This window comes from Streptomyces xantholiticus (assembly GCF_014651015.1).
GTDB classification, from domain to species: domain Bacteria; phylum Actinomycetota; class Actinomycetes; order Streptomycetales; family Streptomycetaceae; genus Streptomyces; species Streptomyces xantholiticus.
Map to the genome: position 1 here is coordinate 84,381 of NZ_BMWB01000002.1, position 12,824 is coordinate 97,204.

The 12,824-nt window shown below is 69.8% G+C and carries 7 protein-coding genes, 3 tRNA genes and 1 pseudogene; 7 read left to right on the forward strand and 4 right to left on the reverse strand.

Annotation, left to right across the window (positions count from 1 at the left end):
* The first annotated feature begins 137 nt into the window (after nt 1–137).
* From IE198_RS04720 to IE198_RS04730, 3 genes are read left to right on the forward strand one after another with little or no spacing between them, the layout of a single operon-like run.
* Nucleotides 138–3,146, forward strand: a complete 3,009-nt coding sequence (locus tag IE198_RS04720) for a CHAT domain-containing protein (protein WP_229833745.1) — start codon at nt 138–140, stop codon at nt 3,144–3,146.
* Nucleotides 3,147–3,172: 26 nt separating this feature from the next.
* Complete coding sequence (locus IE198_RS04725; RefSeq protein WP_189882985.1) at nt 3,173–3,559, forward strand: hypothetical protein; 387 nt, start codon at nt 3,173–3,175, stop codon at nt 3,557–3,559.
* Between the two features lie 14 nt (nt 3,560–3,573).
* Nucleotides 3,574–4,470, forward strand: coding sequence for a hypothetical protein (locus IE198_RS04730; RefSeq protein ID WP_229833774.1), 897 nt, complete (start codon nt 3,574–3,576; stop codon nt 4,468–4,470).
* Between the two features lie 815 nt (nt 4,471–5,285).
* Here the strand turns inward: IE198_RS04730 and IE198_RS04735 are convergent.
* The 3 genes from IE198_RS04735 to IE198_RS04745 all read right to left on the reverse strand — a co-directional run bounded on the left by IE198_RS04735 (nt 5,286) and on the right by IE198_RS04745 (nt 5,712).
* Nucleotides 5,286–5,362: transfer RNA gene (locus IE198_RS04735), tRNA-Ile, on the reverse strand.
* A gap of 199 nt (nt 5,363–5,561) precedes the next feature.
* Nucleotides 5,562–5,634 (reverse strand) — tRNA-Asn (locus IE198_RS04740).
* 5 nt (nt 5,635–5,639) lie between these two features.
* Nucleotides 5,640–5,712: transfer RNA gene (locus tag IE198_RS04745), tRNA-Asn, on the reverse strand.
* A 173-nt stretch (nt 5,713–5,885) separates the two neighbouring features.
* Here IE198_RS04745 and IE198_RS04750 point away from each other — a divergent pair.
* From IE198_RS04750 to IE198_RS04765, 4 genes are all read left to right on the forward strand, one after another.
* Entirely contained in the window at nt 5,886–6,185 is a 300-nt protein-coding gene (locus IE198_RS04750) for a YtxH domain-containing protein (protein WP_189882989.1), read from the forward strand.
* Between the two features lie 64 nt (nt 6,186–6,249).
* Nucleotides 6,250–7,695, forward strand: a complete 1,446-nt coding sequence (locus tag IE198_RS04755) for an FGGY family carbohydrate kinase (protein WP_189882991.1) — start codon at nt 6,250–6,252, stop codon at nt 7,693–7,695.
* A 119-nt stretch (nt 7,696–7,814) separates the two neighbouring features.
* A complete protein-coding gene (locus tag IE198_RS04760; RefSeq protein WP_189883653.1) occupies nt 7,815–9,548 on the forward strand; it encodes an ABC transporter ATP-binding protein in 1,734 nt (577 codons plus the stop codon).
* Nucleotides 9,545–11,467, forward strand: coding sequence for an ABC transporter ATP-binding protein (locus tag IE198_RS04765; RefSeq protein ID WP_189882993.1), 1,923 nt, complete (start codon nt 9,545–9,547; stop codon nt 11,465–11,467). Before IE198_RS04760 ends, IE198_RS04765 begins: the two co-directional genes overlap by 4 nt.
* 93 nt (nt 11,468–11,560) lie before the next feature.
* Here the strand turns inward: IE198_RS04765 and IE198_RS04770 are convergent.
* Nucleotides 11,561–12,702: pseudogene (locus tag IE198_RS04770) on the reverse strand (RNA polymerase sigma factor); the annotation flags it as partial.
* Nucleotides 12,703–12,824: the final 122 nt, after the last annotated feature.

The following is a 12,824-nucleotide window of genomic DNA, read 5'->3' on the forward strand; positions in this document are numbered from 1 at the left end:
CACTGTCGTTCTCGCGATCCACCCCCTGGCAGACCGGGCGACCGCTACGGTGGTCCTCGCCGCCGACGCGGCTGGGGGGATTCGGGGGGAAAGTGCAGGAATTGAGCCCGGAGCTGCGTGCCAGCATCCAGCGGGCGATGGCCTCACCTGATGAGGAACGAGCGTGGGCGTTCGACGCACCGGAAGCCGTCCTGGCGGGAAGGACGCACTACAACGTCGCGCACCGCTTCTTCGGCATTGAGGATCGCTTGACGCCTGAGCAGATCGCCGCCGACAAGGAGCTCTTGGAGGTGGTGTACCTGGTCGCCGGCTACCACCTCGCCCGGTGTCAGCATCTGCCCGAGGAGCACGCGGCCTGGGACCACCACACCACTGTCTTCCTCTTCGCTCTCGTGCACGCGGTGCGGCCCGGCGCGGTGCCGCAGCCGTTGCGCGAGTCATTCGCAGCGCATCCGCCGCAGGTGGTGGCGGCACACGAGATCGTGCACGCCGTGGGCAACGCGCTGTTCATGCCAAGTGTGCCGGCCCGCTTCAAAGAGGGTGTCACCCTGGCGGCCGCACTCATCGGCAAGGCACGGGAAGGGGCACGCGGGACGAAGTCCGAACCGCCCATCACCTTCAATCTCGGCACCGCCATGGTGAACTTGGCCGATTTCGGCATCCACCCGGAGGAGGCGTGGCCCGCAGGCCTGTACCTAATGCGCGAGGCGGCCGCGGCACTGCCCCCCGGCGACCCGGCGCGGGAGGAGATGCTGGCCCAGCTGCTGCGGACGCAAGCGAAGGCGCCCCCGGTGGTGCCACCGGAAGGCGGGGTCGCCGCGGAGATGTCGCACTACATGCGGGGCGGTGACCTGGACCGGCTCGACACGTCCCTCAAGCGATTGCGGGCCACCATCGAGGCGCCCGGAACCGACGAGCCCGAGCGCAGCCACCGTCGCTTGGAGCTTGCCCAACTCCTGCGGATGCGCTTCGAGATACGGGGCGAGCTGGCCGACTTGGACACGTCGATCACCGAGCTGGGGGCTCTTCTCGCCGACGGTCGGCTCAACAAGGACGAGCGAGCCTCGGCCTACTCCTTCCTGGGCCTTGCCCACCTCGATCGGTACACCGCTCTGGGACAGCTCGGCGACCTGGACGCCGCCACCGAGGCCGTACGCCGTTCGCACGAGCCCGAGTTGGCGGCTTCTCCCCGCCACACACAACGCCTCACGAACCTCGCCGCCGTCCTCACCGCCCGGTTCGACACCCACCAGGACCGGGCCGACCTCGACGAGGCCGTCGACCACCTGACGTACGCGGTGGCCGCCACACCGCCGTGGCAGCACGACAGGCCAGTCATGATGATCAAACTCGCTCTCGCGCTGTGGCTGCGCGGCAGGCACACGCAGGGGGACGCGGACATCGAGGCGGCCGAGGCCATCCTGCGACAGGTGGCCGGTGATCCAGGGGAGTTGGGCCCCAGCCAGCAGCTCGCCCGCATGCATCTGGGGCACCTGCTGATGACACGAGGGCGGGACCGGGGCGACATCTCGGACGTCGTCGAGGCCGTCGAACACCACCGCATCACTGCCCTGAGCCCCACGCAGGACATCCGGACCCGGCTGCACTGCGCTGCCCTGTGGGGCGCGACCAGCATGAGGCTGGGTGCCGTGGACGAAGCGTGCACCGCCTTCAGGTGCGCCCTGACCGAGCTGCTGCCCAAGCTGACCGCACGGGCGCTCACCCGGAAGTCCCAGGAGGTGCGCCTGAGCGAGCTGCCGGCGCTGGCGAACGTCGCCGCGGCTGTGGAGATCGCCGCCGGCCGGCCCCGTGAGGCGCTGATCCGGCTGGAGCAGGGCCGAGGGGTCCTGTTGGCGCAGGCCCTGCGACTGCGCGGGCGGCACGAGGAGCTGGCCGCTTCGTCCCCCGCGCTGGCCGACCGGTTCGAGCAGGTCTGCGCGGAGCTGGTCGCTGCCGAGCGCAGCCCCGAGAAGCGCGAGGAGTCGGCGGCCGCGTTCGACGAACTGGTCGACAGGATTCGCGCGCTCCCTGGGTTCGAGCAGTTCCACAGACCACCGGACTGGGACCAGCTGAGCCGGGCCGCGGCGCACGGGCCCATCGCGGTGATCAACGTCTACGGTCCGGCATGCCACGTCCTGCTCCTGCACCAGCCTCCGGGGCGCGACCGCGGCGAGATCGACGTACTGCCGTTGGACGGCGTGACGGAGGAGGAGATCGGTCGCCGGGCCGACGCGTTCCGGACGGCCGCGGCCATGCTCGCGGGGGGCGTGCTGGGCAGCGAGCGGCGCCGGCAGAACCTCGTGCTGAAGGACACGCTTCGCTGGCTGGGCCGGTGCATCGTCCGCCCCGTGCTCACCCGCCTGGGCATCGACCGCCCGCGGCAGAACAAGCCCCAGCCGCGGCTGTGGTGGTGCCCGACAGGTGTGCTCGCCTTGCTGCCCCTGCACGCCGCGCTGCTCGACGAGGCGGACGTCTACACCCACGACCGCGTCGTCTCCTCTTACATACCGACACTGGGATCGTTGCTGTACGCCAGGCACAGACCCGCTCCCGCCCCCGGCGACACTTCGCTGATCGCGGTCGCGGTCGACGCCGGTGACGCGTATCCGCGCCTTACCGCACTGGACGACGAACTCACCGCGACGCAGCAGTTGTCCGCTCGCCGGAACGAGCTCAGGGACGGGCAGGCCACACCCCAGGCAGTGCTCGCGGCGCTGCGCTCCCACACCCACGCCCACCTGGCCTGCCACGGTGTGCACGACCGGCGGGACCCGTCACGCAGTCGGCTGCTGCTGCACGCGGGGGATCTCACGCTGAGCGAGCTGGCGGCGGAGCGGCTGACCGAGGCGGAGTTCGCCTACCTGTCCGCCTGCCACAGCGCCGCCCCCGGTCAGGAGCTGGTCGACGAGGTCATCTCCGTCGCGTCCGCCTTCCAGCTGTGCGGCTACCGGCAGGTCATCGGCAGTCTGTGGACCGTGGAGGACGCCATGGCCCCGCAGCTGGCCCACGGCGTCTACCGCGCCCTCGCGGCGCCCGACAGCCCGGGAGCTGCGTACGCCCTGCATCACGCGATCGGGACACTGCGGCAGCATACGCGCTACGGTGATCCGCTGTTCTGGGGCTCAATCATCCACAGCGGGCCGTGAAGGCTGGGGAAGGGGAGGGGAACACCATGAGCGACGAGCGTGACGGACGGCGACGCCTTTGCGCGGCGCTCGCCTGGCTCAGGGACGAATTCGAGGGAGAGGGCCGAGGCGCGGAACTCCACGCCGCGATGCAGGCGGTACTCGCCGAGACGCCGGTACGGCAGGTCGTCGCGCGGCTGGGCCTTGCCGAACACGAGCTGGACGACGAGGCCGCAGCCGTGCGTGGGCGCGAACCCTGGGACATGATCCCCCCGGAAATGATCCCCCTGCCGAGCCCACGGTCGGCTGGCGAGATCTACCGCTGCCCGGACGGGTGGTGCAGCCTGAATCGGGTACGTGAGCCCGGCGGCCCGCTCCCGTCGGAAGGGCGCTGCTGGCTGCGCGACCGGCCCCTGCGCATCGTGGAGGCCTGAAGCCCGTGACCCCGATGCTCGACGGGCTCGGCGCGAAGCTGGCCGAGAAATGGCTGTCCACTGTGGCCGCGCCCGGCCTGTTCTTCGTCGGGGCCGCCGTCTCCACCGTGGCCCTGGGCCATGACTCCGCCCTCGACTGGCGTGCCCTGCGTCGGCAGGTGAGGCACTGGGCGACAGCGATGTCGGGGTGGTCCACTGTCGGTCAGCTCACCGCCGTCGCGTTGGCCGTCCTCGCCGCCGTCGCCGTCGGAACCCTTGTCCGGGCGTGCGCCACGGGTGCCGAACGGATCTGGGCCGGGGACTGGCCGGGACCTGCTCGCCTCCTGGCCCGGCGACTCACCACGCACCGCACCTCACGCTGGAGGCGCATCGACGCTGCCATCCGAACGTGCCGCTCCGAGGCCCCGGCGCGGGGCCGCTCGCCGGCTCTGTGGCAGGAGATCGACGAGCACACCGCGCGCCGGGACCGCATCGCCAAGGCCGAGCCCAGCCGCCCCACTCACATCGGCGACCAGTTCGCAGCCCTGGACGCCCGCGTGCGCCACCAGTACGGCATCGACCTGGCCTGCTGCTGGTCCCAGTTGTGGCTGGTGCTGCCGGACGACGTCAGGACGGAACTGCGCGCCTCGCGGGCCCGCTTCGACGCTGCGCTGACCCTGTTCATGTGGGCGGCCTGTTACGCCGTGCTCGGCTGCTTCTGGTGGCCCGCGGCCGTGGGTGCCGCCGTGGCCATGGCCGTGTCGTGGCGGCGCGGTCGGCGGGCCGCGGAGTTGCACGCCGAGTTGGCGGAGGCAGCGGTGGACGTCCACCTCAGGAGACTGGTGGACGAACTCGGCCTCGGTCCGATCGACGCCCTGCCTGATCCTCGGATCGGACGTGCCATCAACCGCATCGCCCGCAAGGCGGCCTGAACCACCGGCAAAGCCGACAGCTGGACCGATGAATCGAAGCTGTCGATCTGCCTGCGCTGCGCGGACGGCGGGTACCGGCATGGCCAAAGGAACAGCCTGACCGGCTCGTGGTTCCGCATCTCCGCGCAGATCGTCGAGATCGCCTACCGGATGTACGACGAGGCCCCGAAGCAGGACAGCGTGCGCACCGTCACGCTCGACGCTCAGACACGCGGGCTGTGGGCCGCGTGGCGAGAGACCCAGGAACAGGAGCGGCAGCAGTGGTCCGGTGAGAAAGCATGGGTTGAGAGCAACCGGGTCTGGACCCACGAGAACGGCGAACCACTCCAACCCCGACTGGATCAGTCGGCGGTTCAACCGGCTCGTCGAACTGTCCGGGCTTCCGCCGATCCGCCTGCACGACACCCGGCACCTGTCGGCGACGCTGGCGCTGCTCGGCAAGCGGACATCAAGGTCGTCCAGGAGCGCCTGGGGCACAGATCCCGCCAGATCACCTCGGACACGTACACGAGCGTCCTCCCGCAGCTCCTGACGGCTGAGGCGGAGTCCACGAGCGCGGTCGTGTCCCGTTCGAAGAAGGCCGGTCCCCGGCGAGAGAAGCCGGCGCGACCGGACGTGCATCATGAGGCGCCCGGGACCGGTGGGGACGCCGAGGGCGATGAGCCGGAAGAAGGACTTTGTCCCGCCGCATGACCAGCGTCCCAACATTGTCCCAACATGCGTGATTGCATGATCGGGACGGGCCGCCAAGACCCTGCTGCACTCCGGCGGACCAGCAAACATGCTGGTCAGAATGTTCCTTCACCACAAACCCGTGGTGGGGCGGGTGGGACTCGAACCCACGGCCGACGGATTATGAGTCCGCTGCTCTAACCGGCTGAGCTACCGCCCCTAACGGCGCGTCGCGCACATTTGTGCGCGCCGTCTGCCGCAGCATAGCCGGTCATACGATCTCTTGCTTCGCATGGCCGGCGACGCTCGACCATGAGGACTGCGCTGCCACGCGCATGGTTCCGGATGTAGTCAGAACACATGAAAGTCGTACGAAGCGCACACAAAGAAGAGGGCCCCGTGAGGCCCTCCTCCATCTGCTCCCCCGGCTGGACTCGAACCAGCAACCCTCCGGTTAACAGCCGAATGCTCTGCCAATTGAGCTACAGGGGATCGCGCTCCCCCGACTGGACTCGAACCAGTAACCTGCCGGTTAACAGCCGGCTGCTCTGCCAATTGAGCTACAGGGGATTGCTGCGTGTGCACCGAACGTACCTACCCGGGGCATCCCAGGGGGCGTGTGCTCGCTGCGACACATACATTAGCGCAAGCAGGGGGGTGCTCCGCCAATCGGTATGGCGCCGGGTGATCACAGCTCCCGACGGGTAGGCGGGCAGCACCGACGCAACGGAAGGGTGTCACCCATGCGGTACAAGCTCACGTTCGTCGCCGGACTGGCCATCGGCTTCGTGCTCGGGACACGGGCCGGGCGCGAGCGCTACGAACAGCTCAAGAAGTCCGCGCGACAGATCTCGCAGAACCCGGCGGTCCGCAACGTCGCCGAATCCGCCGCCACGAGCGGCCGCGAGGCGGCGAGCAAGGCCTATCACGCGGTCAGCGACAAGGTCGGCGACCGGGTGCCCGAGTCCGTGGCGGGCCGGGTGCGGGCGCTCAGGGAGCGGGGCTCGGGGGTGGAGGACGACTGGGGAACCAGCAACACCTGAGGCGGCCGGTCCCCCTGTGCACGCACGACGTCACCAGCGCCCCGCGTACGGCAGAATTCCGGTCATGGGGATAGTCGCCGGGTTGGACAGTTCGTCTGGGTTCACGCGCATCGTCGTCTGCGACGCGGACACGGGAGCGCTACTGCGCCAGGGGTATGCGCCGCACCCCGTCGAGCCCAAGGCCACCGAGATCGATCCACAGGCGTGGCTGCTCTCCCTCGGCGATGCGGCCACGGGCGGTCTGCTGGAGGGCGTGCAGGCCATCGGCGTGTCCGCGCAGCAGCACGGCCTGATCACGCTGGACGCGCAGGACTGTCTGGTACGCCCCGCGCTGCTCGGCAACGACAGACGCGCTCAGGTCGCCGCCGCCGACCTCATCGACGCGCTCGGCGGTCGGCAGGCCTGGGCGGAGGCGGTCGGTTCCGTACCGCAGTCCGGGCAGCCGGTGGCGAAGCTCCGCTGGCTCGCCCGCGCGGAACCGGAGGCGGCTCGCCGGGTCGCCGCCGTCATGCAGCCGCACGACTGGCTGGTGTGGCAACTGCTGGGCCGGCCCTCCCGCAAGACCACGGACCGCGGCGGCGCCTCCGGTACCGGCTACTGGTCGGCGGGCACCGGGGCGTACCGCCCGGATCTCGTGGAGCTGGCGCTGGGGCAGCAGTGCGTGCTGCCCGACGTGCTCGGCCCGGCGGAGGCCGCCGGCACCACACCCGAAGGACTGCTGATCTCGGCGGGCACCGGCGAGACCATGGCGGCCGCCTTCGGCCTCGGGGTGTCCGTCGGGGACGCTGTGGTGTCCCTGGGGGCGTCCGGTTCCGTGATGGCCGTGCACCACGAGGCGCTGCCCGACCCCAGCGGGATGATCACATCGTTCGCCGACGCGACCGGGATGCATCTGCCGGTCGTGCACACGCTCAACGCCGTGCGCGCGCTGCGCGGCAGCGCCGAGCTGCTGGGCGTCGCCGACCTCCATGAGCTCTCCGCGCTGGCGATGAAGTCGACGCCCGGCTCGTCCGGGCTGGTGCTGCTGCCGTACCTGGAGGGCGAGCGGACCCCGGAGCTGCCGCACACCGCGGGAACGTTGACCGGACTGCGGCGTGAGTCGATGAAGCCGGAGCATCTGGCGCGGGCATCGTTCGAAGGCATGCTCTGCTCGCTCGCGGACGCCATGGACGTGCTGCGCGGGCGCGGCGTGGAGGTGCGCAGGGTGTTCCTGCTCGGCGCGGCCGCCGAGCTCCCCGCCGTACAGGCGATCGCGCCAACGATCTTCGGGGCGCAGGTCGTCGTGCCGCAGCCGGCGGACTACACGGCGCTCGGCGCGGCCAGGCAGGCGGCGTGGGCGCTGGGTACCGCGCAGGGCACGCTGACCCCGCAGGCACCGCCTGCCTGGCAGGGTGCGGCGGCGCAGGTGCTCGAGCCGGGCGCCGAGCTGGCGGTCGGTCAGGCGGTGCGTCAGCAGTACGGCGCGACGCGGGACCAGGTCCATCCGGGGGCGTTCGCCACCGCCCCGTGAGGACCGGAAGTCGTACAAGCTGTTCTTGACCCGTGTTTGGGGAAAACCCTTCGGCTTTTGCAGACCGGGTGTCGGAAGATGGGGTGACCCCCGATCTTGCCGAGCCCGAGAGACAGCGCGTGCTGATACGACTGCTGCGGACCTATCTCAGTCCGTACAAGAAACCCATTGGCCTCCTGGTGGCGCTGCAACTGCTGCAGACCAGCGCCACCCTCTATCTCCCCACCCTGAACGCCGACATCATCGACAACGGTGTCGTCACGGGCGACACGGGGCACATCCTCGCGCTCGGCGCCCTGATGATCGGCGTCAGTCTCGTCCAGGTGCTCTGCAACATCGGAGCCGTGTTCTACGGTGCTCGGACGGCGTCCGCGCTCGGCCGCGACGTCCGGGCGGACGTCTTCGGCCGCGTGCAGAGCTTCTCCGCCCGTGAGGTCGGCCATTTCGGGGCGCCGTCGCTCATCACCCGCACCACCAACGACGTCCAGCAGGTCCAGATGCTGGTGCTGATGGCGTTCACGCTGATGGTGTCGGCGCCGATCATGTGCGTCGGGGGCATCGTCATGGCGCTCGGTCAGGACGTGCCGCTGTCGGCGGTGCTGCTGGCGGTCGTGCCGGTGCTCGGCATCTGCGTCTCGCTGATCGTGAAGAAGATGCGGCCGCTGTTCCGCACCATGCAGGAGCGGCTCGACACGGTGAACCGCGTGCTGCGCGAGCAGATCACCGGCAACCGCGTGATCCGTGCCTTCGTGCGGGACGAGTACGAGAAGGGGCGCTTCCGAGAGGCGAACGAAGAGCTGACCGATGTGTCGCTGTCCACGGGCCGGCTGATGGCGCTGATGTTCCCGACCGTGATGACGGTGGTGAACGTCTCCTCCGTCGCCGTCGTGTGGTTCGGCGCGCACCGCATCGACAGCGGCGCCATTCAGATCGGTGCCCTCACCGCGTTCCTCGCGTATCTGATGCAGATCGTGATGGCCGTGATGATGGCCACCTTCATGTTCATGATGGTGCCGCGCGCCGAAGTGTGCGCCGAGCGCATCCAGGAGGTGCTGGACACCGACTCGAGCGTGGTGCCGCCGCTCGCCCCGGTGACGGAGCTGCGCAGCCGCGGGCAGCTCGAGGTGCGGGGCGTCGACTTCCGTTATCCGGGGGCGGAGGAGTCGGTGCTGCGCGGCATCGACCTGGTGGCGCGCCCGGGTGAGACGACCGCCATCATCGGCTCGACGGGCAGCGGCAAGTCGACGCTGCTCGGTCTGGTGCCCCGGCTGTTCGACGTGACGGGCGGCGAGGTGCTCGTCGACGGGGTCGATGTACGTGAGCTGGACCCGGCGACGATGGCGAGGATCGTGGGCCTGGTGCCGCAGAAGCCGTACCTCTTCTCGGGGACCGTGGCGACCAATCTGCGCTACGGGAAGCCCGACGCCGGGGACGAAGAGCTGTGGCAGGCGCTCGAGGTGGCGCAGGCGGCCGACTTCGTACGGGGACTCGAGGCCGGGCTGAACGCGCCCATCGCCCAGGGCGGCACCAACGTCTCCGGAGGGCAACGCCAGCGGCTCGCCATCGCGAGGACGCTGGTGCAGCGGCCGGAGATCTATCTGTTCGACGATTCGTTCTCCGCGCTGGACTACGCCACGGACGCGGCGCTGCGCGGGGCGCTGGCCCGCGAGACCGCGGAGGCGACCGTGGTCATCGTCGCCCAGCGGGTGTCGACCATCCGTGACGCGGACCGGATCGTGGTCCTGGACGAGGGCAGGGTCGTGGGGGCGGGCAGCCATCAGGAACTGATGCAGAGCAATGAGACGTACCGAGAGATCGTGCTCTCGCAGCTGACGGAGGCTGAGGCCGCATGAGCGGGCCGGGTGGACGCATGATGATGGGCCCCGTCGAGAGGTCGATGGACTTCAGGGGCTCGGGCAAGCGGCTGCTCCGGCAGCTCGCGCCGGAGCGGGCGACCCTGTGGGTGATGCTCGCCGCCGGTGTGCTGAGCGTCGCCTTCGCGGTGGTCGGCCCGAAGATCCTCGGCCGGGCCACCGACCTGGTCTTCGCCGGGGTCGTCGGCCGGGAGATGCCGGACGGAACCTCCAAGGAGCAGGCCGTGGAGGGTCTGCGGCGGAGCGGCGACGAGGGCATGGCCGACATGCTCTCCGGGGTGGACTTCGTCCCGGGCGACGGAATCGACTTCACCGCCGTGGGCGACGTCCTGCTGCTGGCACTGGCCGTGTACGTGGCGGCCGGGCTGACGATGCTGGTGGCGACCCGCCTCTCGATCAAGGTGATCAACCGGACCGTGTACCGGATGCGCGAGGACGTGCAGGCCAAGCTGTCGCGACTGCCGCTGTCGTACTTCGACAAGGCGAAGCGCGGTGAGGTGCTCAGCCGGGCCACCAACGACATCGACAACATCTCGCAGACCCTGCAGCAGACCATGGGTCAGATGATCAACTCGCTGCTGACCATCGTCGGCGTGCTGGTGATGATGTTCTGGATCTCGCCGCTGCTGGCGCTGGTGGCGCTGGTGACGGTGCCGGTGTCGGTGTTCGTGGCGGCGAAGGTCGGCAAGCGGTCGCAGCCGCAGTTCGTGGCGCAGTGGAAGTCGACGGGCACGCTCAACGCACACATCGAGGAGATGTACACCGGGCACTCGCTGGTGAAGGTCTTCGGCCGGCAGGAGGAGTCGGCGAAGGCGTTCGCCGAGCAGAACGAGGTGCTGTACGAGGCCGGGTTCAAGGCCCAGTTCAACAGCGGCATGATGCAGCCTCTGATGTTCTTCATCTCCAACCTCAACTACGTGCTGGTGGCGGTCGTCGGAGGTCTTCGGGTCGCGTCCGGTTCGCTGTCGATCGGTGACGTGCAGGCGTTCGTCCAGTACTCGCGGCAGTTCTCGATGCCGCTGACCCAGGTCGCCTCGATGGCGAACCTGGTGCAGTCGGGTGTCGCCTCCGCGGAGCGGATCTTCGAACTCCTCGACGCGGAGGAGCAGGAGGCGGAGGCGCCGTCCGCGGAGCGGCTCGAGCGGCCGCGGGGGCGGGTGTCGCTGGAGCAGGTCTCCTTCCGCTACGAGCCGGACAAGCCGCTCATCGAGGACCTGTCGCTGACCGTGGAACCCGGCCACACGGTCGCCATCGTCGGCCCGACCGGCGCGGGCAAGACCACGCTGGTCAACCTGCTGATGCGGTTCTACGAGGTGACCGGCGGCCGGATCGCCCTCGACGGTGTCGACATCGCGAAGATGTCCCGGGAGGACCTGCGCGCCGGCATAGGCATGGTGCTGCAGGACACCTGGTTGTTCGGCGGCACGATCGCGGACAACATCGCGTACGGCGCGTCGCGCGAGGTCACGCGCGAGGAGATCGAGGACGCGGCGAGGGCCGCGCACGCGGACCGCTTCATCCGCACGCTGCCCGACGGGTACGACACCGTCATCGACGACGAGGGTGCGGGCGTCAGCGCGGGCGAGAAGCAGCTGATCACGATCGCGCGGGCGTTCCTGTCCGACCCGGTGATCCTGGTGCTGGACGAGGCGACGAGCTCGGTCGACACCCGTACCGAGGTACTGATCCAGAAGGCGATGGCGCGGCTCGCCCACGGCCGCACGAGCTTCGTGATCGCGCACCGGCTCTCCACGATCCGGGACGCGGACGTGATCCTCGTGATGGAGAACGGCTCCATCGTCGAACAGGGCACGCATGAGCGGCTGTTGGCGGCAGGGGGCGCATATGCGCGGCTGTACTCGGCGCAGTTCGCTGACGCGGTGGTGGAGGTGGAGTGACAGGTGGGGTCCTGTGGGGCCCCACCCGCCTTCCTCCTGCGCCTGGCGGCGTGCGGAACAGCCTCGCCGGGCGGGGGCGGGCGCGACGTCCGGTCAGTCGAGGTAGCCGCGGAGTTGGTCCGCGAACGCGTGGTCGCGGAGCTTGTTCAGCGTCTTCGACTCGATCTGGCGGATGCGTTCCCGGGTCACGCCGAACAGCCGGCCGATCTCCTCGAGCGTTCGCGGCCGGCCGTCGTCGAGGCCGTAGCGCAGCTGGACCACCTTGCGTTCGCGCTCGCCGAGCGTGGACAGTACAGCGTCCAGGTGCTCCCGCAGCAACAGGAAGGCCGCGGACTCGACGGGCGACGCGGCGTCGCCGTCCTCGATGAGGTCGCCGAAGGCTACGTCGTCCTCCTCCCCCACCGGGGCGTGCAGGGACACCGGCTCCTGGGCCAGCCGCAGTACCTCGCTGACGCGCTCGGAGGTCAGTTCGAGGTGGGTCGCGACCTCTTCCGGGGTCGGTTCGTAACCGCGTTCCTGGAGCATTCGGCGCTGGACCCGCACCACCCGGTTGATCAGTTCGACGACGTGCACGGGTACCCGGATGGTGCGGGCCTGGTCCGCGAGGGCGCGGGACATGGCCTGTCGGATCCACCAGGTCGCGTAGGTCGAGAACTTGTAGCCCCGGGCGTAGTCGAACTTCTCGACCGCTCTGATCAGACCGAGGTTGCCTTCCTGGACCAGGTCGAGCATGGTCAGCCCGCGTCCGACGTACCGCTTCGCGACCGACACGACGAGCCGGAGGTTCGCCTCGATCAGGCGCCGCTTGGCCGTCCGTCCCATGACCACCAGCCGGTCGAGGTCGACGGCCAGCTGTGAGTCGGGATCGGTGGTGCCGGCGAGCTTCTCCTCCGCGAAGAGGCCCGCCTCGACCCGGCGGGCAAGCTCCACCTCCTCCGCCGCGGAGAGCAGCGGGATGCGGCCGATCTCCCGCAGATACTGGCGGAAGAGGTCGGAGGACGGGCCGCTGCCCTCGCTGTTCCGCACGGCCGGCCGCGGCGGCTCGGGAGGCTCCGTCTCCACCACTTCTTCGACCGCACTCCCCGGCAGGGCGTCGGGATGCCCCGCCGGCAGGCCCTGCACGGGCACCTGCTCGACTGCGGTCGCGAGGACGGCGGCGACGGCGTCGGTATGGGTCTCGGTCAGGGTCTGGGTCTGCACGGGGCGACCTCCAGGTGATCGCTGCCGGTCGGGGGGCCCTACGCACCGCCCACCCAGTGTGGGGTACGACACATCACTGCCACGAGGGGCTTGCGACGACTTTTTGAGACCCGTGTGTGACCGGCCGGTTACTCGGATGCCTGTCGTACATGCGTCT